Here is a 22,770-nt window from a genome sequence, read left to right on the forward strand (position 1 = left end):
TCGTGTCACACGGCCGCGGGCAGCGGGGTGTCACTGCACAATTCCGCGATGTACGCGGCCAGATGGCCTGCCACATTCACGCCGTGCACGGCTGAGGAACGGGCGAACTCGGGATTCGCGTTCACTTCGAGAACCAGGAGTTCTCCGGTGGAGAGGTCCTCGATGAGATCAATTCCGTAAAAGCCCTCGCCGAGCGCGTCCACGACCTGTCCGCAGAGCTTCTCGATCCGGCCGGTGATCTCCAGGCGCTCCACCCGGGCGCCCAGATGCGTGTTGGTGCGCCAGTGGTCCGACACCCGCTGGATGGCGACGACCGGGGTGCGCCCCACCACGACGACCCGCAGGTCGTGGCCCGGCTTGTCGATGTACTCCTGCACCAGGACGGGGAACAGCTTGCCCCCGGCGTCCGCCGACTCACGGCCGCCGACCCATGCCTCGACCGAGTCCGAGTCGGTCACCTTGGTGACGCCCCGGCCCCACGACCCGCTGACGGGCTTGATGACGGCCGGCAGGCCGAGCTCCGCCACCGTGCTGCGTACCTGGTCGTAGCTGAAGGTGTGGCGGGACACCGGGTGCGGGATGCCGTTCCGGGCGAACAGCAGGGCCTGCAGGCCCTTGTCGTTGCAGGTCTCGATGGCGGCCGACCGGTTCAGGGTCGTGACGCCGGTGAATTCGAGGCGGCGGGCGACGCCGACGGCGTCCCGGTGGGACAGGTTGCGGATCATGGCAAAGGCGGGCGGGGGTTCGACCCCCGCGACCACCCCCGCGAGGTCCTCCGCCAGCAGCGGCCGGACGTTCAGCCCCTCCTCGCGCAGTGCGCCGAGGAGGAGCTTCTCGTCCGGTCGCAGCATGGTGACCGAGAGCAGGACCTCGGGAGCGGACTTCACTCGCCCCAGTCCTCTTCGACCTCGGGGGCCAGGGCGACCCGGACGACTGCGTCGTCCTTCTCGACGACCTCGTGCTCCTGCCCGCAGGCACCGCACTCGGTTATCTCGCCCTTCTCCCAGTCGTCCTGGATCTCGAAGTCCGTGTCGCACACCAGGCACTGCGGCGCGGAAATGGTTGCAGGCATTGCGTTCCTCCCGTCTTGGCGGCCACCGGGTCGGTGACCTCACCGAATATCGCGTTCTCGCCGGGAGGCGGCAAAGGGTGTCCGGGGATTCCGTCAACTGCTCCGTAATAAGTCAACTGCGGGCCTGGGGAGTGACGGAGAAGCCCCGACCTGACGCAGGGGCCGTGGACCTGACGGAGATGGGGAGCGCGGCTTCCGTCCCTCTGCGGGCTCCTCTAATCTCGGCTCCCATGATCAGCCCACTGGCAGCCGCACTGTTGCGGCAACTGGCCGCAGAAGGCGTGGCAGGCTGGCTCGCGGAGGACGCCGCCGTGCCCTTCAGCCAGGCACGGCTTCGCCGGCTCACCGCCAAAGGAACCTTCAGCGGTCTGCTCTCCGCCGCTGCCTCGGCCGACTCCGTGCGCGACGCCTGCGACGCGCTCCTTCGCCTGTACGAGGCGGGGGACGGCGACGACGGATTCGTCTCCGCCGCGGTCGACCGGGACATCTGCCGGGCCGTGGACCGACCCAACCTGCTGTTGCGCATCACGCCGGACGAGCCGGGCCTGCGGGCGGCCACCGCCACCGTCGCCGCCGGCTACGGCATCGACATCGCGCCCGTCTGCTCCCTGGACGACTGCGTCGATGCCATGGACGCCTACTTCACCGGGCTGGACCTGGCGCTCGCCGCCGGACTTCCCCTGGAACGCCTCACCGCCGTCATCTCGGTGCCGGTGGGGCAGCTGGACGCGGAGGTCGACGCCCGGCTGGACCGGCTGGCGTCGAAGGAGGCCCTGGACCACCGCGGCACGGCCGCCCTGGCGGTGGCCAGGCTGGCCTTCCGGATACGTGAGGAGAAGCTGGGCGAGGAGTGGTGGCGAGTGCTCCGCGCCGCTGGCGCGAGGCCGCCGCGCCTGCTGTGGACCACGCCCCGCCCGCACCAGCTGACCGCCCTGGTCGGTTGGCGGACCGGGCAGGCGCTGTCCGCCGAGGTGCTGGAAGAGGCGGTCGCCCACGGGGCCCCGAGAGGCGACACGCTGCTGAAGAGGGACGCGGCGGGCCGGGCCGCGCTGGCGGGCCTCGACGAGGTGGGCATCGACATGACGGAGGTGTCGCACGCCCTGGGTGCCGCCCGGGGCGGTGCGGGCCGGCCGGCCAGGTCCTGAGGGAACGGTGCGGTGATGTCGCGGGGCGGCAGTGAGGGCGGTGCGGCGGTGTCACGGTGCCGCAAAGCAGTGCAGCCGTGGCGCCGTGCAGCAGAGCCGCAGAGCAGCAATGCCGCGGAATCGCGTTGCCGGGTCCGCGTCGCCGTAGCCCCGCGACCCGGTACCGCGCAGGCCGGGACCCGGGCCGGGGCTCGAAAGCCCGGCCCGGGTCCCGGCGCGCCCGGTCAGACAGCGGCGCCCTCGCGGACCCGGCCCGGGAAGGAGCTGCCCGTCAGCGCCAGCAGCGGTGCCGCCTTCACCGCCGTCTCCTCGAACTCCTCGTCCGCGTCGGACAGCGCCACGACGGCTCCGCCGACCCCGTACCTGACCCGGCCCGGGGTGAGGACCGCGGTGCGGATCACGATGCTGAAGTCCGCGGCGCCCGAGAGCGAGAAGTAGCCGATGGCTCCCGAGTAGATCCCTCGCGCACCGCCCTCCAGACGGTCGATGATCTGCATCGTGCGGACCTTGGGCGCCCCGGTCATCGACCCGCCGGGGAACGCCGCGCGCACACACGCCACGCTGCCGGTGTCCGGCCGGAGCCTGGCCCTCACCGTGCTCACCAGCTGGTGCACCGTCGCGTAGCTGCGCACCTGGAAGAGCTCGTCCGCCCGGACGGAACCGGTGACCGCGCAGCGGCCGAGGTCGTTGCGGACCAGATCGACGATCATCAGGTTCTCGGCCCGGTCCTTCTCGCTCGACCGCAGGTCCGCGACGAGCGCCGCGTCCTCCTCGGGCGTGGCGCCACGGGGCCTGGTGCCCTTGATGGGGCTGGACTCGACGTGTCCGGCGGCTGACACGCTGACGAAGCGCTCGGGAGACGTACTGAGTACGGACACCTCCCCGAACTGCAGCAGAGCTCCGAACGGCGCCGGGCTCAGCCGCCGCAGCGTCCGGTAGCTCTGCCAGACGTCCAGGTCCCCGTGCCACTCGGCCTGGTTGGTCAGACAGATCTCGTAGCTCTCGCCCGCGCCGAGTTCCTCCTGGCAGGCATCGATCAGCCGGAGGTACGCGTCACGTTCGTGCCTCAGCCGGATTTCCCCGCCGGGCGCGAGCGGCCGGGGTGCGGGCTCGGCCGGCCGCGACTCGGCTGCGGCGAGCCGCCCGGCGGTCTCGGCGAGCCAGCGGCGGGCGGACTCCTCGTCGCCGTCCTCGGCCAGGGCGAGGAGGTGGGTGGTTTCGGCCAGGTGATCCACGACGAGCGCGCGGTCCGCGAACACCATGGCGGCGTCGGGTTCCTCCGAGCGGTGCACGAGGTCGCCGCCGCACTCCGCCTTGAGCTCGTAGCCGAGGTAGCCGACCCAGCCCAGGGCGAACCCGCCCGGAAGGGACGGAAGTTCGACCTCGGTGGCGCGCAGGTCCTGATCGATCCAGGACAGGAACGGGCCCGAGACGATGCGGGTGGCGGCCCGTTCGCGCACGGTCACCGTGCCGCTCCAGACGTCCGCCTCGGCGACCCGGGCGAGGGGACCGGTGGCATCACCCATGACGGAGAAGCGGCCGTCCGCGCCACCGGGCCGGCTGCTGTCCAGCCAGTACGCGTGGTCGTTGCCGCGGAAGAGCGTGGCGTAGGCCTTCTCCGGGTCCCGGACGAGAGGCACCTCCCGGGTGAGGACCTTCAGCCGCCGCGCGGGAGCCGTGGCAACTGGGGCCGCGGGGGCGGTGGCCGGCTCCGGCGCCGCGGAGCGCCGGAGCCGGCCACGCCGGGGGTGGTGTTCCCGTGTCAGCCGCGCGAAGTTGCGCAGCAGCTCGTGCCCGTACTGCGTGCGGATCGACTCGGGGTGGAACTGCACTCCCCACAACGGCCGTTCACGGTGGCGCAGCCCCATCAGCACACCGTCGGGCGTCCAGGCGGTGGCCTCCAGGCCGTCCGGCAGGCCGGTCACCGCGAGCGAGTGGTAGCGCACCGCCTCGAACGGCGAGGGCAGTCCGGCGAAGAGGCCCGTGCCGTCGTGCAGCACCGGGGACGGCCTGCCGTGGCGCGGCTCGGGCGCCCGGACGACGTCCGCACCACCGAACAGCCCGATGCCCTGGTGGCCGAGGCAGATCCCCAGCAGCGGTATCGCGGCCTGCCGGACGACGTCGTGGCAGATGCCGAAGTCGGCCGGGCGGGCCGGGTTCCCGGGGCCGGGGGAGATGACCACGTTGTCGAACTCCGCCAGGCGCTGCGCCCGCCAGCGCGGGTCGTCGTTGACGACGACCTCGGGCTCCTCGCCGTTCACCTCGGCCAGGTAGTGGAAGAGGTTGTGGGTGAACGAGTCGTGATTGTCGATCAGCAGTGTGCGCATGGCGTCCCCTCAGCCGCTCGTGACGACGACCTCGAGCAGCATGTGCTCGACCAGTTCGCTGCTGTACTCGCCCTCGACCATCGGCTCGCTCGCGACGGTGCGCAGCGTGCGCCCGCACTCGGCGGCGATCTCGTGCAGCCGTGCCAGGTCACCGCGGTCGCTGAAGTGCAGCAGGACCCGCCCGTTGCCGGTGACGGCGTCGGGAGCCTCGGTCAGGAAGCGGCGATGGGTCCGGTAGCCGGGGTCCACGTACGCGGCCTCGTGGATCGATCCGTAGGTGTACGTGTCGGGTGCGCGCACATAGTTGGAGCTCCAGAAGACGGTGTCGAACCGCTCGCCGCCGAGCCCGGAGAACAGATCACTGTGCACCGCGCTCAGCCGTTCCTGCACGCCGTGGCGCTCGGCGTTCATCCGCGCGTTGCGTACCGCGGGGAGGCTGATGTCGGCGGCCACCACCCGCGGGGAGCCGGCCAGCGCGCTCAGCACCGCGACGACGCCGGTGCCGCAGCCGATCTCCAGGAACGACCCGCGCGGTGCTTTCGCGGCATCCTCGCCCAGCCCCAGGAAGTCGATGGACGCCTCGGTCGAGGGCGAGTAGACGGGTGCGAACACCTCTCCCAGCAGGTCCCACTCGCGGCCCGCCATACCGAAGACGAACGGCCGGTCGTCCCGGGTGAGGGAGGCGTGGCTGCGTTGCAACGAACGTTCATAGCTCTGGACTTGCGTCACGCGTGGGGCCCCTTTTCGCTCTGTCATCGGTCGGGCACTCCGGGCGAGCGCTCCGGCCATGACAATGCCGCCGGCGTCGCGCCGGCAGGAAGGTGTCCCGGCCACAGCCTCCGGCGCCGACGTGGTGCTCCGGCCACCTCCACCGCTCTGACCAGCAAGTTCACAAATCAAGCCACTGGTTGACTCGGTCCGCTCACAGGTTTTAGGTTCGCGGCAGGACTTGTGGTCCATACGTTCCGGAATACCTGGGGCGTCCCTGGGGGAGGGAACAGAACCATGTCGAGCGATGACGACCCGGTGAGAGACGCCCTGTTCGGCCTGCTCGAACTGCTGGCGACGGAAGCACCGCCCGGCCGCTTCGACGACGTGCTGCGCACCGCGCGGTCCGCCGGTGGCGACGACGGGTCCGCCGTGCTGCTCGACCGCGCCCGGAGCCTCGCCCTGGACATCCACAGTCTCTTCGCCCGCCGGCATCAGCGCGAGGCCGGACTCGCCGCCCTCGTCGACACTGCCAGGGAACTCACCCTCCCCTACGACCTGGACGCACTGCTCAAGGTCATCACCCGCCGCGCACGGCTGCTGCTCAACCTCGACATGTCCTGGATCAGCTTCTACGACCCCGCCGACGACTGCTCCTACGTACGGGCGGCCGACGGGCACGCCTCCGCGATCACCGTCGGCTTCCGCATCCCGGCGGCCGGCGGTGTCGGCAACCGGTCCAGGTCGCTCTCGGCCCCCTTCTGGTCCCCGAACTACCTCCAGGACGATCGCTTCACCCACTCCGCCGCCATCGACGGCGTGGTGCGCGCCGAAGGGCTGCAGGCCCTCATGTCGGTCCCGCTGCACGACGGCAACCAGGTCTTCGGCGCCCTGTACGTCGCCGACCGCAACGTCCGGCACTTCGCGCCCGACGAGATCACCCAGATGTCCTCGCTCGGGGACCTGGTCTCGGTGGCGATCAAGAAGGCCCGGCTGCTCGCCCAGGCCATGAACGAGATATCGGAGCTCGAACTCGACACCTCCCGGGCCACGGACTCCTCCTCCGCCTCCCGCTTCCTGCGCGACACCCAGAGCCGCCTGACCGACCTGGTGCTGCGCGGCCGGGACCTGCGCGAGCTGGCCGTCGCCGCGGGCGACGCGCTCGGCGGCACCCTGCTGATCCGCGACGTGGCCGGCAGGCAGCTGGCGGCCTCCGGCGCCGCACCCGCTCTCGACGAGGGCGAGCTGCTGAAGACGGTCCTGGACGCCCACACCGAGCGCGCCCCCATCAGGTCGGCCGCCGGTCTGTGGTGCTGCCCGGCCACCGCCGGCGACGAGATCCTCGCCACCCTCGTGTTCGCACCGCACGAACCGGCCACCGAGCACACCCTCCAGCTGCTGCGCACGGTCGCCCAGACCACCGCGGTCCTGCTCCAGGTGCAGCGCAGCGCGGCCGCGGCCGAAGGGCACATGCGCGACCAGCTCTTCAACGAACTGCTCAGCACCTCGCAGTACACTCCCGAGCAGCTCGCCGAACGGGCCCGCAGGCTCGCGGTCGACCTGACGGAGCCCCATGTGACCGTGGTGGCGCGGCCGGAGGGCGGGGCGCAGGGCAAGGCCGTCGTGTGGGCCTCCTCGTACGCGCACCGGCTCTCAGGCCTCAAGACCACCGACGCCGGCTACATCGTGCTGCTGCTGCCCGGCACCGATCCGGGTGCCCGGGCGCGCAGCGTCTCGCACGAACTGTCCTCGGTGCTCGGCCATCCGGTGACCGTGGGCGCGGCCGGACCCATCACGGACGCCGTCTCCATCCTGCACACCTACCAGGAGGCGCGGCGCTGCCTGGACGCGCTGACCGCGCTCGGCGGCACCGGCGCCACCGCGTCGCCGGACGAACTCGGCTTCCTGGGCATGCTGCTGTCCGAGCGGCCGGACACGGCCGCCTTCATCGGGTCCACCATCGGGCCCGTACTGGACTACGACACCCAGCAGTGCACCGAGCTGGTGCGCACCCTGGAGGCGTACTTCGCCGCCGGGAACAGCCCCACGCGCGCGGCGGAGAGCCTGCACGTGCACCCCAACACCGTCTCGCGGCGGCTGGAGCGCATCACCGATCTGCTGGGCGCCGGCTGGCAGGAGCCCGTACGGGCCCTGGAGGTGCAGCTCGCGCTGCGGCTCCAGCGCGCCCGGCACACGCTGCGCAGGGCCGGCACCGCGGCGCCTCAGGCAGACGCGCCGGTGGCGTAGGAACTGCTCATCCGCAGGGGCCGGACCACGCAATCCGGCTCGGCCACCATGGCGGTGGCCGCCATGGGCTCCGTCGCGCGCAGGTCGTCCCAGGGCTGACGCGGAGGGGGGCCCGGGTGGGGCACCGCGGCCGGGAAGGGGTCCCGCAGGCTGTGCCCGCCGCGGCCCGTCTCGCCCAGCAGCGCGGCCGCGTGGGCGACCGAGGCGAGCGTCATGTGCCGGTGCCAGCCACGGAACGAACGGCCCTCGAAGTCCCGCAGCCCGACCCGCTCGCCGACCTCGGTGAAGTCCCGCGCGACCCGGCGGGACAGCCGGCTCATCCGCAGCAGCGCGGGCAGCGGGGCCTGCGTCATGTCGGTGAGGAACAGTTCCCCCGCCGCCCGCAGCGGATCGTTCCACACGCCGAGCAGCAGCAGACTGCGCTGCCCCCGCCCCGGCACTCCCCGGGTGTACGGGACGCGCTGCCCGAACGCCACCCGCACCGCGACGACCAGCGCACTGGAGGCACCCCAGCGCACCTGGTGGCGAAGTCCCTTGACCGCCTCGACGATCTGCTGCGCGGACACCGCGCCCGCCCCGAATCCCGGCAGCGCCGGATCGGCCACCGCCAGCCGGCTCGACGGCCCGATCCGGGCCAGCACGGGCATCCCGGCACCGGCGAACTCCCGCATCAGCAGCGGCAGATTGTGACCGCCGGCGTTGAGCAGCAGCGGCCGGCCCGGCACCGGCCAGCGGTTCATCGTCTCCAGCACCACGGCCGCCGCGCACTCGTCCGGCGTCTCCGCCACCGTCTGGGCAGGAATGTCCGCACGCCGTCGCCGTACGCCGTCCTGCAGCCAGCAGTCGGGCAGGTGCAGCCGCCAGTTGACGGGCACGCTCACCTCCTCCGAGGCGAACCACAGCCCGAAGGCCCGCTGGCCCGATGCCTCGCCGCTCCCGGCCTGGCCCGGCACCACACCCACCGACTGGTCGCCGGCCTTGGGGATCGACAACTGCTGCAGGACCCACGCCTGCGGCGGAACCGTCCGCTGGACGTAGCCGGCCAGCGCCTCCCGGACGGGGGCCCAGTCCCAGGTGGAACTGGAGATGAAGTGCTGGAGGCTCTGTTCGACCGCCGAACCACCGGTGAGCGAGGCGATGTTGCGCATCGTCTTGCGGCCGCCCGCGGTCAGCAGCCCGCGCAGGTACTGCTCCCCCTTCATCCGCTGGTCCCTTCGGCGCAGTGATGCGGAGAACACCGTGGCGGCCAGCTCGGAGACCACGTCGGACGGTTCGTCGGCGTCCGGGAAACCGGCGAATACGTCCTGGGCTTGGTTCAGGGCTCCACTCATACGCCAACGGTGACCCTGGCAGGCCCCGCTGGGCGAGGTGTGCCGGGCACCAAATCGCCCCGGCCCGTGGTGCTCCGGCCACCATAAGATCGTCTCCGGGCGTCCGGAACCCCCGTTGTGGGTCGGTACGGGGTGTGGTGGGGTCACCACCCCCGCACGCCGGAAGTGACGAAGCAAGTGACGGAACACCTGACGAAGTCAGCCGCAACTGACAGGGCCGGGGCCACGGACTGACGCATCCGGGCGGGGCCGCGCAGAGTGGGTCGGCACGGCACCCCTGACCGGGTGTGTTTCCCTCACCTTCTGGAGTACACAGCCATGCCTGAAGCCGGTAGCGGTCCTGCTGTACCTCCGGGGCCCTGGGCCCAGTCCGCACCCGGCCCGAGCGGCGCCCCGCTGGCCGAGGCGGTGCTCGCCGTGGCCCGACGGGACATCGCCTCCTTCCACGCCCTGCCCCTCTCGCACGGGGGATCCATCAAGAACTCGAAGATCCGTGACGTCTACGAGGCGCTCTTCGGCCAGGCGCAGCTCGCCGCCGAGGTCTCCTACAGCGGCACGATGCTCGACTCGTTCTTCCGTCCGCGCGGACCCCTGCGTGCCGCACAGCGGCTGGCGGCGCGCAGCTTCGGCGCGGATGCCACCCTCTTCCTGTCCGCCGGCACCAGCACCGCGAACCGGGTGGCGCTCGGCGCGCTGGTACCCGCCGGCGGCAGGGTGCTGGCGGACCGGAGCTGCCACCAGTCCGTGCACTTCGCACTCGGCGACCTCGACGCGGTGACCGAGTACGCGCCGATGCGCCGGTGCTGCGCGGACTGCCCCCGGTCCTTCGCCGACCTGCGGCAGCTGCTCGACATGTTCGCCCTCGCCGTCGCCGAAGGAGTGCCCTACGACACGGTCGTGCTGTCGGCCGTCTCCTACGACGGGGTCCGCTACGACCTGCCCGCACTGCTCTCGTCCCTGGCCGAACTGCACCCGTCGGTATCCGTCCTGGTCGACGAGGCGTGGGGCGCCGTCCACCGCTACCACCCGAGGCTGCAGCCGCTGACCGCCCTGGAGGCGGTGCGCCGGCTGCGCGAGACGGAGCCGGGTCTGCCGATGACGGTCGCGGTGACCCACTCCGCCCACAAGTCCATGTCGGCGCTGCGGCAGGGCTCGTACCTGCATCTGATGGGCGACGGCGAGCTGCAGGAACGCGTCGCGCAGTCGCTGTTCCAGCACCACACCACCTCGCCGAGCTGGCCCGTGCTGGCCAGCCTCGACCTGGCCAGGCTGCAGGCCGAGACCGAGGGGGAGGCGCTGCTGGACCGTTCGCTGAGCCTGGCCCGGACCCTGCGCTCCGAGATCTGCTCGGACCCCCGGCTGTCGGCCTTCCGCGTGCTCGGACCCGAGGGCCACCTGACCGACCCCGCCCTGCTCGTCCACGAGGACCCCACCCGGGTCCTGGTGGACATCGGCGCACTGGGCATCACCGCCGCGGAGTTCCGCCGCATCCTGTTCGACGAGTACGCCCTGTACGTCGCCAGGGAGAGCGGCGACGCCGTCGTCTTCCACGTCCACATAGGCGTCGACGAAGGCACACTGCTGCGGCTGCTCGACGCCCTTCGCACCCTTCAGCGCACCTACCGGGCCACGTCCGAGGCGCTGGCCGGTGACACCGCCGAACACTTCATCATCGCCTACCCGCCCGGCATCCCGATCACCGTGCCCGGCGAAAAGCTCTCGGCCCGGACCCGCGAGGAACTCGACGCGCTGCGCATCAGCGGCGTCGAGATCTACACGCTGCGCCAAGGAGGCACAGCGGCCCACCCGGCTCCGGCATCCTCCCTCCTCAGTGGAACGGCAGATACGGAGTGACCAGATGCTCAAACTTGTCGACATCAGAAGGAACGCGGCCGCCCGCCCCGCGCACGTCGCCGTGGTCGACGGCGAGACGCGGCTGACCTGGCAGCAGTTCGAGGACCAGGTGAGCCGGGTGGTGGCGGGGCTGCACGCGGTGCTGCCTCCCGAACGCCCGGCCCGGGCGGCGTTCGCGGCCGGGAACAGCTGGCAGCTCGTCGTCGTCATGGCCGCCTGCGCCACGCTCGGCATCCCGTGCGCCGGCCTGGACTTCACCGCGACGCCCGAGGCCACCGCGCGCGCCCTGGAACAGCTGCGCCCCACCGTGCTGTTCAGCACCGCCGCGTACCGGCCCCTGCTGGAGGCGGCGGGGACGCGGGCCGGCGAGGCGCTCGCCGTCCACCTGGACGGACGCGTCGGCAGCACGCCGACCTACGCCGCCCTCGCGGCCACCGAACCCCGCGAAGTGGCCCCCGTCGAGCAGCCCTTCGCGATGTACTGCTTCACCTCGGGAACCAGCGGCACACCCAGGATGGTGATCCGGCACTCGTCGTTCGAGGCGCGCCGGCTTGCCCTGCTGGTCGAGCAGTTCGCTTTCGACAAGGACGACGTCCACCTGGTGACCGTTCCGCTCCACCACTCATCGGGTCCCGGCTGGGCGCGGGTCTTCCTCGCCCTCGGCGGCAGGATCGTGCTCTGCCCGCTGGGGGACCCGGCGCTCATGGCCCGGCTCATCCGCACCGAAGGCGTGACCACCACCCTGGTGGTGCCGCCCGCCCTCGCCGCCCTGGTGTCGCACCCGGCGTCGGCGGACCTCGCCACCACCTCCCGGCTGCGCTTCGTGCTCTCGGGCGGCAGGCACCTCAACCGATGGTTGGTCGAGACCGCCTGGGACCGGCTGGGACCGGTTCTGCACCTGTACTACGGCACCACCGAGACCGGCGTGAACACCCTCATCACCCCCGACGAGCTGCACACCTCTCCCGGCCGCGCGGGCCGGGCCATGGAGGGCAGCGCGGTCGCCGTGGTCGACTCGCAGGGACACCTCCTGCCGCCGGGCACGCGAGGCCGGGTCGCCATCGCGAGCTACCAGCTCATGGACGACTACGGGATCGGCCGGCCGGTCTTCCTGGACCTGGACACCGGCGACGGCGAGGGCGTCCGGCGGTTCCTGCTCACCGGCGACAGCGGCGTGCTCGACGACGAGGGACGGCTCGAACTCACCGGCCGCACGGACGGCGTCTCCAAGGTCGACGGGACCGCGCCGCTGGACGTCAACGTCTTCGGGCTCGAGTACGACCTGATGGACCTGCCCTGCGTGCGGGACACCGCGGTGCTCCGCGTCGACCTGCCGGAACTCGGAGACGCGCTGATCGTGCCCTTCGTCCCGATCTCCCTGGAGCGCGAGGCCGGCGGCTACCGGGCGGTCGAGGCCGCCTGCGCCCGCAGGGTGCCGTGCCTGCCCGCGTACGTGGTGCCCGTCGCCTCGATCCCGTACAGCCCGACCGGCAAGGTACGGGCGGGGGAGCTGCTGACGGACGTGCTCCCGGGCGTTCTCGCGCGGGAGCAGCGGAGGGAGGGGGAGGAAAGGAAGGAGGAGAGGGCGGAAGGCGTGGCAGCGCTCAGGTGACCGGGCGGTCGCGGTCGGTCACGCCGCCTGGTGGGCCAGCAGTGCCAGTGCGCACAGCAGCACCACCAGCAGGATGATCAGCATCATCGGATTCATGCCGCCGAGGGGTCCCTGCCCCTGCTGTTCCAGCCGTGCGCGGCTGGCCCGGCACACGGGGCAGCGCCCCTCGGCCACGGGCGCCGCACAGTTCGCGCACACCAGTCGGTCATAGGTCATGCGCTTTCCTCCTCCCGCGCGGCGGAGCCGCACAAGGCCTGTTCTCCGCACAACGCTCACGGAAACGCGACCGTTCCCCCTACCACTGTGCCAGCTCGCGAGGATTTCGGCGCGGCCCGCCGGACAGAGCAGGGAAGCTCCCGGTTCGTCCCCCGCTTGCGTTCTGCCACAAATCACCCATCCCGGTACGTGCGCCTGCACGCGTCAGCCGGGTTCGCGTATGGTCACGCTCACCTACTCCCGGCCGACCGTGGTGCATCCGTGATCCGATTCGACAACGTCTCCAAGACCTACCCGAAGCAGAGCCGTCCCGCTCTACGGGATGTGTCTCTCGATATCGAGAAGGGCGAGTTCGTCTTCCTGGTGGGCTCCTCCGGCTCCGGCAAGTCCACCTTCATGCGACTCATCCTCCGCGAGGAGCGCGCCAGCCAGGGCATGGTCCACGTCCTCGGCAAGGACCTCGCGCGCATGTCCAACTGGAAAGTGCCGCACATGCGCCGCCAGCTGGGCACGGTCTTCCAGGACTTCCGGCTGCTTCCCAACAAGACCGTCGCGGAGAACGTGGCGTTCGCCCAGGAAGTGATCGGCAAGCCGCGCGGCGAGATCCGCAAGGCGGTGCCGCAGGTCCTCGACCTCGTCGGCCTCGGCGGCAAGGAGGACCGGATGCCCGGTGAGCTCTCCGGTGGTGAGCAGCAGCGCGTGGCGATCGCGCGGGCCTTCGTGAACCGGCCCATGCTGCTGATCGCGGACGAGCCGACCGGCAACCTCGACCCGCAGACCTCGGTCGGCATCATGAAGCTGCTGGACCGGATCAACCGGACCGGCACCACCGTGATCATGGCGACCCACGACCAGAACATCGTCGACCAGATGCGCAAACGCGTCATCGAGCTCGAGCAGGGCCGTCTCGTACGCGACCAGGCGCGCGGCGTCTACGGCTACCAGCACTGAGCACCCAGCACTGAAAGGACGCCATGCGCGCCCAGTTCGTCCTGTCGGAGATCGGCGTCGGCCTCCGTCGCAACCTCACGATGACCTTCGCCGTCGTCGTCTCCGTCGCCCTCTCGCTTGCCCTGTTCGGTGGCGCGCTGCTCATGCGCGAGCAGGTCAGCACGATGAAGGACTACTGGTACGACAAGGTCAACGTCTCCATCTACCTCTGCGGCAAGGGGGATGCGGAGACGGTGGTCCAGTGCGCCAAGGGTGCGGTCACCACCGAGCAGAAGAAGCAGATCGAGAGCGATCTGCACAAGATGGACGTCGTCGAGACGGTGACGTACGAGTCGTCCGACGAGGCGTACAAGCACTACCAGGAGGAGTTCGGCGACTCCCCGATGGCGGGCAACATCACGCCGGACCAGATGCCGGAGTCCTTCCGCGTCAAGCTCGACGACCCGACGAAGTACAAGGTCGTCGCCACCGCCTTCGCCGGCCGCACCGGGGTGCAGTCCGTCCAGGACCAGAGAAGCATCCTGGACAACCTCTTCGGGCTGATGAACGGCATGAACGTCGCCGCGCTCTTCGTGATGGCGCTGATGCTCGTCATCGCGCTGATGCTGATCGTGAACACCGTCCGGGTGTCCGCGTTCAGCCGACGGCGCGAGACGGGCATCATGCGGCTCGTCGGCGCCTCCGGCTTCTACATCCAGATGCCGTTCATCATGGAGGCAGCGTTCGCCGGTCTGATCGGCGGTGTGCTGGCCTGCGTGATGCTGCTGGCCGGGCGTTACTTCCTGATCGACGGCGGCCTGGCGCTCCAGGACAAGCTGAATCTGATCGACTTCATCGGCTATGAAGCGGTCCTCACCAAGCTCCCGCTGGTGCTGGCGATCGGGCTGCTGATGCCCGCAGTTGCCGCTCTCTTCGCGCTGCGCAAGTACCTCAAGGTGTGACAAGCGCCCCGTGCGGCGCGCGGCCAACGGGCCGTGCGCCGTCGGGGCGTTGTCCTAGACTCGGCGCCATGCCGGGCCCCGCCTACCGTGTCGGGCCCCGCGGCCTGTGCCGCGGGGCGGCCCTGACATTGGTCTTCGCGAGTGTGCTCGCCACGGCCGCCGCCACCGGCTCGCTGCCCCACGGGGACGGGCGGAGTCCGCAGATGAAGGCCCGGTCCGTCGCCTCCGCCGCCGACCGTGACGCGGTGGCCGACGCAGCCGCCGATGCCGTGGCCGACGGCAAGTCCGGCACGGAGGCGGCCGAGGAGGTCGTCAGCCGCAGCGGTGACCGCTGGGGCGCGGTGTACGACGAGCGGGAGTACCAGGAGTTCGAGCAGGCCCTCGACGGCTCGTACACGGGCGTCGGGATCGCCGCCAGACGCTCCGCCGACGGGCTGGTCGCGGTCGCCCGGGTCCAGCCCGGCAGTCCGGCCGACCGGGCCGGCATCCGCGCGGGTGACCTGCTCCGCACGATCGACGGCCGCCGGGTCGACCGGCGCCCGGTCTCGGACGTCGTGGCCCTGCTGCGCGGCGACCGTACGGGCGCGGCCGCGGGCAGCGCCGTCGTCCTGGGCGTGCAGCGGGGCTCCGCCGACCGGACCGAGACGCTGCACCGGGCCCGGCTGGCCACCGAGGCCGTCACCGTGCGGCGGCTCGGACCGTACCGTTCCGATTCCTCCGCAGCTGTACGGATCGCGGTCGACTCGTTCACCAAGGGCTCGGGCGCCGCGGTCCGCGACGCCGTCCGCAAGGCGCCGGCGGGCGCGGGTGTGCTGCTGGACCTGCGCGGCAACTCCGGCGGGCTGGTCAGCGAGGCCGTCACCGCCGCGTCCGCCTTCCTGGACGGCGGTCTGGTCGCCACCTACGACGTGCACGGTGAGCAGCGCGCCCTGTACGCGGACGCGGGGGGCGACACCGAGCGCCCCGTCGTCGTCCTCATCGACGGCGGCACCATGAGCGCGGCCGAGCTCCTGACCGGCGCCCTGCAGGACCGGGGCCGCGCGGTCACGGTCGGCTCGCGCACCTTCGGTAAGGGGTCCGTGCAGATGCCGAGCAAGCTCGCGGGCGGCTCGGTGGCCGAGCTGACCGTGGGCCACTACCGGACTCCGGCGGGCCGGAGCGTGGACGGCCACGGCATCACGCCGGACCTCGCGGTGAGCGCGCGGGCCCAGCAGCGGGCCGAGACAGTATTGAGTGGCCTCGGGGGTGGGTCGTAGTGCGAAAATGGCCGCACTATGGCTAAGGAAAAGGACACCGGGCGCAAGATCGTCGCGCAGAACAAGAAGGCGCGCCACGACTACACCATCCTCGACACCTATGAGTGCGGCCTCGTACTGATGGGCACCGAGGTCAAATCGCTGCGCATGGGCCGGGCCTCCCTCGTGGACGGCTTCGTGCAGATCGACGGCGGCGAGGCGTGGCTGCACAACATCCACGTCCCGGAGTACGTCCAGGGGACCTGGACCAACCACACGGCCAAGCGCAAGCGGAAGCTGCTGATGCACCGGGCCGAGATCGACAAGCTGGAGTCGAAGTCGCAGGAGACCGGCCACACGATCGTGCCGCTGGCGCTGTACTTCCTCAACGGCCGGGTCAAGGTCGAGATCGCGCTGGCGAAGGGCAAGAAGGAGTACGACAAGCGGCAGACGCTGCGCGAGAAGCAGGACACGAGGGAGACGAACCGCGCGATCTCGGCGGCCCGCAGGCGCCAGCGGAGCGCGTAGCCGGGCACCCGGGGACCGGCCGCCGGCCGGGCCGCGGGGAATACGCTGGCCTCGCGGTGCGTTGGTCACGTACGATGGCACTGCACCCCACGGGGTGTGTGCCACCTTTGAAAAATCAACATGGGGATGATCGGTTTCGACAGCGGATGTCGAAGCAGGGGAAGCGAGTCGAGGAAGCGGCAATGATCTCGTTAACCATATGTCGCAAACAATAATCGCCAATTCCAAGCGCGATTCCTCCGCCTTCGCCCTCGCTGCCTAATTAGCAGCTAGCGAAGACTCTGCGGAGTGTCAGCCCGGGGGTGATCCCGACCCGGATCCTGGCATCACTAAGGGATCTAAACTTCTGAGCCCGGTCACGGGGCCCTGAAGGAAATCTAACAGTGACTGGGCCTGTCGGAGGCTTGTTCGTGTGACCTCCGGGGCCGAGAAAAGCGCAGCGAACTGCACTCGGAGAAGCCCTGGTTCCGCACCGTTGGACGCGGGTTCGATTCCCGCCATCTCCACAATTCCCATGTGAACGAGGACCCCGCTGCCACCGGCAGCGGGGTCCTCGTTTTTGGCTGCCCCGAGGGCCGGCCGGGCAGACCGGCGCGCGGGAGCGCGCGCCGGGGGCGTGCGGAGGAGTGCCGCACTTCAGGTGCGGAGCGGCTCCGTCCAGTGCCCGCACGGCAATTCGAAACAGTTGTATCTCTCATGATGAACAACACCCGACTGCGGGGCCGGAGCGTCCTCGGCGTGCGCTACATTCATCGTCCGGGTGCACTGTGGTAGGGGGCGCGTGGACAGGGTGGGGCCCGGTCCGGCGGCATATAACCGGTCAGTTGCGCGCACCCGATCTTGAGTGGGGGAAGTGCGTACAACAGTGGAAACTTGGCGTGAAGGTGCCCGTGCGGGGCACACACACGAGCCGAACGAAGTGACCATCCAACTCGACGGACTGGGACGGCAGCTCTCCGAGCTGTCCCCGGAACCCGGCGCTCCGGATGGCTCCGACGGCCCCGTATTCGTCGACGAGAGCGGTCGGCGCAGCAAGACACTCCGACGGCTTGGCTGGGTGCTGGCCGCGATCTGCGTCTGTTACGCGGTGACGCTGGTCGTCGCCGTCCTCGGCGGGAACTCCAGCGCGCCGTTCCTGCCGCTCTCCGGTCAGGAGGAGCACAAGAAGGCGGACGAGGTGCAGGTGCCGCCCGCACCCGGACAGAGCGCGGGCGCCCTGGTGTCGCCCGGTGCGACGCCCAGCTCCTCGCCCTCCGTCCCGGTGACCGGAGGCAGCGCGGCGGTGCAGCCGGGCAGCCCGGTCTCCGACCGCTCCTCGTCGCCCGGCGCCGGCTCCTCGGCATCGGCTCCCGTCGTGCCGCCCAAGGGCCACACCGAGCCGGCCGGCGGCACCGGTGGCACCGCTCCGACCGCGGAGACCTCGGTCTCCGCACCGCCCGCCGGGCCAGGGACGCCTCCCGTCGATCCGGAGACCCCGCCGCCGGCCACCTCGACCCCGCCGGTCGAACCCTCGGAACCTCCTGTGCAAGAAGGCGCCAACTAAATGACCATCCCCGTCGTACGGGGCAGGCACAACCGCAAGAAGCAGACCCGGCGGCGCAGGCTCCCCATGCGCTATCTGCTGCCGTTCCTGCTCCTCGTCGCCCTGCTCGCCATGCTGATGCTGCGCGGCTACGTGCACAGCGAAATCCTCGCCGACCACCGGATCCAGCCACCGGCGGCCACCGACCGGGTGCCCGAGCAGGTCCTCGACGGCGGGCCGGTCATCGACGCCCGCAGCACGACCGAGCCCGCCAAGACCCTGCGCATCCCCGACCACCGCATCGTGCTGACCTTCGACGACGGCCCGGACCCGGAGTGGACCCCACGAGTGCTCGACCGGCTCAAGGAGTACCACGCGCACGCCGTCTTCTTCGTCACCGGCACCATGGCCTCGCGCTACCCCGACCTGGTGGAGCGCATGGTCAAGGAGGGGCACGAGGTCGGGCTGCACACCTTCAACCACCCCGACCTCTCCTACCAGTCCAACAGCCGCATCGACTGGGAGCTCTCGCAGAACCAGCTGGTGCTGGCGGGGGCGGCCGGAATCCGTACCTCGCTGTTCCGGCCGCCGTACTCCTCGTTCGCCGACGCGATGGACGACAAGTCCTGGCCGGTCACCCAGTACATCGGCAGCCGCGGCTACCTCACCGTCGTCAACAACACCGACAGCGAGGACTGGAAGCGTCCGGGGGTCGGCGTCATCTCCAGGAACGCCACCCCGAAGAACGGCAAGGGCGCCGTCGTCCTGATGCACGACTCGGGCGGCGACCGGTCCCAGACCGTGGCCGCGCTCGGCCACTTCCTGCCCAGGATGCAGGCCAAGGGGTACGAGTTCACCAACCTCACCGACGCACTCGGCGCCCCCAGCGCGCACACCCCGGTCTCCGGGGTCGCGCTCTGGAAGGGCAAGGCGTTCGTCTACGCCGTCGACGTCTCGGAGCACATCACCGATGTGATGGTGGTGGGTCTCGCCGTCATCGGGGTGCTGGTCCTGACCCGCTTCGGGCTGATGCTGCTGCTGTCCTTCGTGCACGCGCGCCGGGTCCGCAGACGCGACTTCAGCTGGGGCGAGCCCGTCACCCGGCCGGTGACCGTCCTGGTGCCGGCGTACAACGAACGCGAATGCATCGCCAACACGGTGCGTTCCCTGGTGGCCAGTGACTACCCGGTCGAGGTCATCGTCATCGACGACGGCTCCACGGACGGCACCGCGGACATCGTCGAGGCGATGTGGCTGCCGAACGTGCGGGTGGTGCGCCAGCGCAACGCGGGAAAGCCCGCCGCCCTCAACAACGGCATCGCGCACGCCCGCCACGACATCATCGTGATGATGGACGGCGACACGGTCTTCGAGCCGGCCACCGTCCGCGAGCTCGTGCAGCCCTTCGCCGACCCGCGGGTCGGGGCGGTGGCCGGAAACGCCAAGGTCGGCAACCGGGACTCGCTGATCGGCGCCTGGCAGCACATCGAGTACGTGATGGGCTTCAACCTCGACCGCCGGATGTACGACCTGCTGCGCTGCATGCCCACCATCCCCGGCGCGGTCGGGGCGTTCCGCCGCGACGCACTGGACCGGATCGGCGGCATGAGCGAGGACACCCTCGCCGAGGACACCGACGTCACCATGGCACTGCACCGGGACGGCTGGCGCGTCGTGTACGCGGAGAACGCCCGGGCGTGGACCGAGGCGCCGGAGTCCGTGCAGCAGCTGTGGTCGCAGCGCTACCGGTGGTCGTACGGCACGATGCAGGCCATCTGGAAGCACCGCCGCGCGGTGGTCGAACGCGGGCCGTCCGGCCGCTTCGGACGGGTCGGACTGCCCTTCGTCGCCCTGTTCATGGTCGTCGCCCCGCTGCTCGCGCCGCTCATCGACGTCTTCCTGCTGTACGGACTCGTCTTCGGCCCCACCCAGCAGACGGTGCTCGCCTGGCTCGGCGTCCTCGCGGTGCAGGCCGTCTGCGCCGCGTACGCCTTCCGGCTCGACCGGGAGCGCATGACGCACCTGATCTCGCTGCCCCTCCAGCAGATCCTCTACCGGCAGCTCATGTACGTGGTGCTGCTCCAGTCCTGGATCACCGCTCTCACCGGCGGCAGGCTGCGCTGGCAGAAGCTGCGCCGCACCGGCGTCGTGGAGGCGCCCGGCTCGATGCCCAGCCAGCGGCGCGGCAGCAGCAACGACCGGAGGCCCGTCGCATGACCTACCCGAGCCATCCCTCGGCGTACCCGCAGCAGCCGCCCCGGGAGCCGCACACGGTGCCGTTCCCGGTCCAGGGCCCGCCTGCGCCGGCCCCGCCCGCCGGGGCGGCCCCGGCCGTCCCCGCCGGGGCGAAGGCGCCGGCAGCCGCCGAAGTGAAGGCGGGCGGCCGGGACCGCTACCTCGACCTGCTGCGGGCCGTCGCGCTGGTCCGCGTCGTCGTCTTCCACCTGTTCGGCTGGGCCTGGCTGACCATCCTGTTCCCGTCCATGGGCGTGATGTTCGCCCTGGCCGGCTCCCTGATGGCCCGGTCGCTGGCCCGGCCCGCCTGGAGCGTCATCCGGGGCCGGCTGCGCAGACTGCTGCCCCCTATGTGGGTGTTCGGCGCGCTCGTCGTACCGATGATGTTCGTGATGGGCCTGAAGCCGGTGCGGGAGGAGGGGATCTGGTGGTTCCTCAAGCTGGGCTGCTACCTCCTGCCGGTCGGCTCACCCCCGTTCCCCTGGGAGAACGGCTCCGCCGGCGGGTTCCTGGAGCAGTCGTGGGCCGAGCAGGCAGTGGGGCCGCTCTGGTACATCCGCGCCTATCTGTGGTTCGTGCTGGCCTCCCCGCTGCTGCTGAAGGCGTTCCGCAGACTGCCGTGGGCGACGCTGCTCGCCCCGATCGGCCTCACCGCCGTCATCGGCACCGACCTGGTGCCGGTCCCCGGCGCCACGGGTGAGGCACTCGTCGACTTCGCCGTGTTCGGCTCCTGCTGGATCCTCGGCTTCGCCCACAACGACGGTCTGCTCCGCACGATCCCGCGCTACATCTCGGTCTCCACAGCCGCGATGATCATGGCCTTCGGTCTGTGGTGGGCCTCCGGGCACCTCACCGAGGAGGGCTGGAACCTCGACGAGATCCCGCTCGCCCAGGCCTGCTGGTCGCTCGGCTTCTGCGCGATCCTGCTCCAGTACGCCCCCTCGTGGCAGCAGCTGCCGGGGCGGCTGGCCGGCTGGGACAGTCCGATCACCCTGGCCAACAACCGGGCAGTGACGATCTACCTCTGGCACAACATGCTGCTCATGGCGGCGATGCCGATGATCGACCAGCTGTGGAACGTCCCCTGGGTCGGCGACCACCTCGGTACGTACATCGAGGCGTCGTACAACGTGCTCGTGCTGATCCTGATATGGCCCCTGCTGGGGGTGGTGATCGTCGCGGTCGGCTGGGTCGAGGACGTCGCCGCCAGACGCAGGCCGCGCCTCTGGCCCAACGGCGCGCCGAAGCGGACCGGCAGGCGGTCCGCCGCTCCCGGCGCACCGCGGCCCACGGCCGGCGCGGGACCGCACCGGCGGTGACCGCCCTCACCGGGCCGCCCCCGGCCCGGTGAGAGCAAGGTTGCGCACAGGTCACCTCACAGCACCACACCGAAACGCGCGCTCCCTATCGTCGGGAACAACACCCGACCACCCGTGGAGGCGCATGATGGCTGGCCGTTGGATCGAACAGTGGGAGCCGGAGGACGAGACCTTCTGGCGCGAGACGGGCGAGCGGATCGCCCGCCGGAATCTCTGGTTCTCCGTCCTCTCCGAGCACATCGGCTTCTCGATCTGGTCCCTGTGGTCGGTGATGGTCCTGTTCATGGGACCCGAATACGGGGTGGACCCGGCAGGGAAGTTCTTCCTGATCTCCACGGCGACCCTGGTCGGCGCGATCGTGCGGGTGCCGTACACCTTCGCCGTCGCCCGGTTCGGCGGCCGGAACTGGACGGTGTTCAGCGCACTCACCCTGCTGCTCCCGACCGTCGCCGCCTTCGTGGTGATGGAGCCGGGGACCTCGTACACCACCTTCATGGTCGTGGCCGCGCTGACCGGCATCGGCGGTGGCAACTTCGCCTCCTCGATGACCAACATCAACGCCTTCTTCCCGCTGCGCAAGAAGGGCTGGGCGCTGGGGCTCAACGCGGGCGGCGGCAACATCGGGGTGCCCGTCGTGCAGCTCGCCGGGCTGCTGGTCATCGGGACGGCGGGTGCCATGCACCCGCGGATCGTGCTCGGTGCCTATGTGCCGCTGATCATCGTCGCCGCGCTGTGCGCCGCGTACTTCATGGACAACCTGGCCCCCGTGCAGAACGACACCGGGGCCGCCAGGGACGCCGTGCGCGACCCGCACACCTGGATCATGGCCGTGCTCTACGTCGGCACCTTCGGGTCCTTCATCGGCTACAGCTTCGCCTTCGGGCTGGTCCTGCAGACCCAGTTCGGCCGGACCCCGCTGCAGGCCGCCTCGCTCACCTTCATCGGCCCCCTGCTGGGCTCGCTGATCCGGCCCGCGGGCGGCTGGCTGGCCGACCGCTACGGCGGCGCCCGCATCACGATGGCGAACTTCGCCGCGATGGCCGTCGCCACCGGCGTCGTCGTGTACGCCTCCGGCATCGAGTCGCTCACCGTGTTCCTGATCGGCTTCACGGCCCTGTTCGTGCTCACCGGTCTCGGCAACGGATCGACGTACAAGATGATCCCTGGCATCTTCCACGCCAAGGCGGTCGCGCAGGGGCTGCGCGGCGAGGAGGCGGCGGCCCAGGGGCGCCGGCTGTCCGGGGCGGCCATGGGACTCATCGGTGCGGTCGGGGCGCTCGGCGGGCTCGGCATCAACCTCGCCTTCCGGCAGTCCTTCCAGACCTCGGGCGCCGGAACGGCGGCGTTCTGGTCCTTCCTCGTCTTCTACGGAGTGTGCTTCGCGATCACCTGGGCGGTATACCTTCGCCGTGCCGTTCCGGTCCCGGCGAAGCCCCAGCTCAGCTATGCCGAGGTGTGATGATGACCTGGGATCTCTCATTTTGATCAAGCCGGATCCGAACGAAAGACCCTCGCGGTGTCGGGTGA

18 protein-coding genes and 1 other RNA gene are annotated in these 22,770 nt (G+C 70.8%); 13 read left to right on the forward strand and 6 right to left on the reverse strand.

Features of this window, described 5'->3' with window-relative positions; translation table 11 throughout:
* Positions 1–5: 5 nt before the first annotated feature.
* Entirely contained in the window at positions 6–887 is an 882-nt protein-coding gene (locus tag LNW71_RS20005) for a RimK family alpha-L-glutamate ligase (RefSeq protein WP_250969485.1), read from the reverse strand.
* On the reverse strand, positions 884–1,072 hold the full coding sequence (locus tag LNW71_RS20010) for a lysine biosynthesis protein LysW (protein ID WP_250969486.1): 189 nt from the start codon (positions 1,070–1,072) through the stop codon (positions 884–886). The genes LNW71_RS20005 and LNW71_RS20010 overlap by 4 nt, the downstream gene beginning before the upstream one ends.
* Positions 1,073–1,302: 230 nt before the next feature.
* On the opposite strand from LNW71_RS20010, the gene LNW71_RS20015 reads away from it, so the two are divergent.
* Positions 1,303–2,217, forward strand: a complete 915-nt coding sequence (locus LNW71_RS20015) for a hypothetical protein (RefSeq protein ID WP_250969487.1) — start codon at positions 1,303–1,305, stop codon at positions 2,215–2,217.
* Positions 2,218–2,441: 224 nt separating this feature from the next.
* Here the strand turns inward: LNW71_RS20015 and pabB are convergent, their stop codons facing one another.
* Positions 2,442–4,544, reverse strand: a complete 2,103-nt coding sequence (gene pabB, locus LNW71_RS20020) for an aminodeoxychorismate synthase component I (RefSeq protein ID WP_250969488.1) — start codon at positions 4,542–4,544, stop codon at positions 2,442–2,444.
* Positions 4,545–4,553: 9 nt separating this feature from the next.
* Positions 4,554–5,273, reverse strand: a complete 720-nt coding sequence (locus LNW71_RS20025) for a methyltransferase domain-containing protein (protein WP_250969489.1) — start codon at positions 5,271–5,273, stop codon at positions 4,554–4,556.
* 276 nt (positions 5,274–5,549) lie between these two features.
* On the opposite strand from LNW71_RS20025, the gene LNW71_RS20030 reads away from it, so the two are divergent.
* A complete protein-coding gene (locus LNW71_RS20030; protein WP_250969490.1) occupies positions 5,550–7,499 on the forward strand; it encodes a helix-turn-helix domain-containing protein in 1,950 nt (649 codons plus the stop codon).
* Here LNW71_RS20030 and LNW71_RS20035 read toward each other — a convergent pair.
* A complete protein-coding gene (locus LNW71_RS20035) occupies positions 7,475–8,830 on the reverse strand; it encodes a transposase (protein WP_250969491.1) in 1,356 nt (451 codons plus the stop codon). The two genes, LNW71_RS20030 and LNW71_RS20035, sit on opposite strands and share 25 nt — an antisense overlap.
* Positions 8,831–9,148: 318 nt before the next feature.
* On the opposite strand from LNW71_RS20035, the gene LNW71_RS20040 reads away from it, so the two are divergent.
* A complete protein-coding gene (locus tag LNW71_RS20040) occupies positions 9,149–10,684 on the forward strand; it encodes an arginine decarboxylase (protein WP_250969492.1) in 1,536 nt (511 codons plus the stop codon).
* Between the two features lie 4 nt (positions 10,685–10,688).
* Positions 10,689–12,296: a class I adenylate-forming enzyme family protein gene (locus LNW71_RS20045; RefSeq protein ID WP_250969493.1), complete on the forward strand. Its 1,608-nt coding sequence runs from the start codon at positions 10,689–10,691 to the stop codon at positions 12,294–12,296.
* Positions 12,297–12,314: 18 nt separating this feature from the next.
* Here the strand turns inward: LNW71_RS20045 and LNW71_RS20050 are convergent, their stop codons facing one another.
* The gene (locus LNW71_RS20050) at positions 12,315–12,512 is read right to left on the reverse strand and encodes a hypothetical protein (protein ID WP_250969494.1); all 198 of its coding nucleotides are present in this window, start codon (positions 12,510–12,512) and stop codon (positions 12,315–12,317) included.
* A gap of 261 nt (positions 12,513–12,773) precedes the next feature.
* On the opposite strand from LNW71_RS20050, the gene ftsE reads away from it, so the two are divergent.
* The 9 genes from ftsE to LNW71_RS20095 all read left to right on the forward strand — a co-directional run bounded on the left by ftsE (position 12,774) and on the right by LNW71_RS20095 (position 22,702).
* Positions 12,774–13,463, forward strand: coding sequence for a cell division ATP-binding protein FtsE (gene ftsE, locus LNW71_RS20055; RefSeq protein WP_024489199.1), 690 nt, complete (start codon positions 12,774–12,776; stop codon positions 13,461–13,463).
* 23 nt (positions 13,464–13,486) lie between these two features.
* The gene (gene ftsX, locus LNW71_RS20060; protein ID WP_250969495.1) at positions 13,487–14,404 is read left to right on the forward strand and encodes a permease-like cell division protein FtsX; all 918 of its coding nucleotides are present in this window, start codon (positions 13,487–13,489) and stop codon (positions 14,402–14,404) included.
* Positions 14,405–14,472: 68 nt separating this feature from the next.
* On the forward strand, positions 14,473–15,660 hold the full coding sequence (locus LNW71_RS20065) for a S41 family peptidase (protein ID WP_250969496.1): 1,188 nt from the start codon (positions 14,473–14,475) through the stop codon (positions 15,658–15,660).
* Between the two features lie 18 nt (positions 15,661–15,678).
* Complete coding sequence (gene smpB, locus LNW71_RS20070; RefSeq protein ID WP_250969497.1) at positions 15,679–16,167, forward strand: SsrA-binding protein SmpB; 489 nt, start codon at positions 15,679–15,681, stop codon at positions 16,165–16,167.
* 122 nt (positions 16,168–16,289) lie between these two features.
* Positions 16,290–16,676: a transfer-messenger RNA gene (gene ssrA, locus LNW71_RS20075) on the forward strand.
* A gap of 410 nt (positions 16,677–17,086) precedes the next feature.
* On the forward strand, positions 17,087–17,710 hold the full coding sequence (locus LNW71_RS20080; RefSeq protein WP_308294506.1) for a hypothetical protein: 624 nt from the start codon (positions 17,087–17,089) through the stop codon (positions 17,708–17,710).
* A 66-nt stretch (positions 17,711–17,776) separates the two neighbouring features.
* Entirely contained in the window at positions 17,777–19,906 is a 2,130-nt protein-coding gene (locus LNW71_RS20085; protein WP_250972075.1) for a glycosyltransferase, read from the forward strand.
* Entirely contained in the window at positions 19,903–21,243 is a 1,341-nt protein-coding gene (locus LNW71_RS20090) for an acyltransferase (RefSeq protein WP_250969499.1), read from the forward strand. The genes LNW71_RS20085 and LNW71_RS20090 overlap by 4 nt, the downstream gene beginning before the upstream one ends.
* A 127-nt stretch (positions 21,244–21,370) precedes the next feature.
* Positions 21,371–22,702 (forward strand): nitrate/nitrite transporter, encoded by a 1,332-nt coding sequence (locus LNW71_RS20095; RefSeq protein ID WP_250972076.1) that lies wholly within the window; start codon positions 21,371–21,373, stop codon positions 22,700–22,702.
* Positions 22,703–22,770: the final 68 nt, after the last annotated feature.

Origin of the sequence: Streptomyces sp. RKAG290 (genome assembly GCF_023701695.1) — a bacterium.
GTDB lineage: Bacteria > Actinomycetota > Actinomycetes > Streptomycetales > Streptomycetaceae > Streptomyces.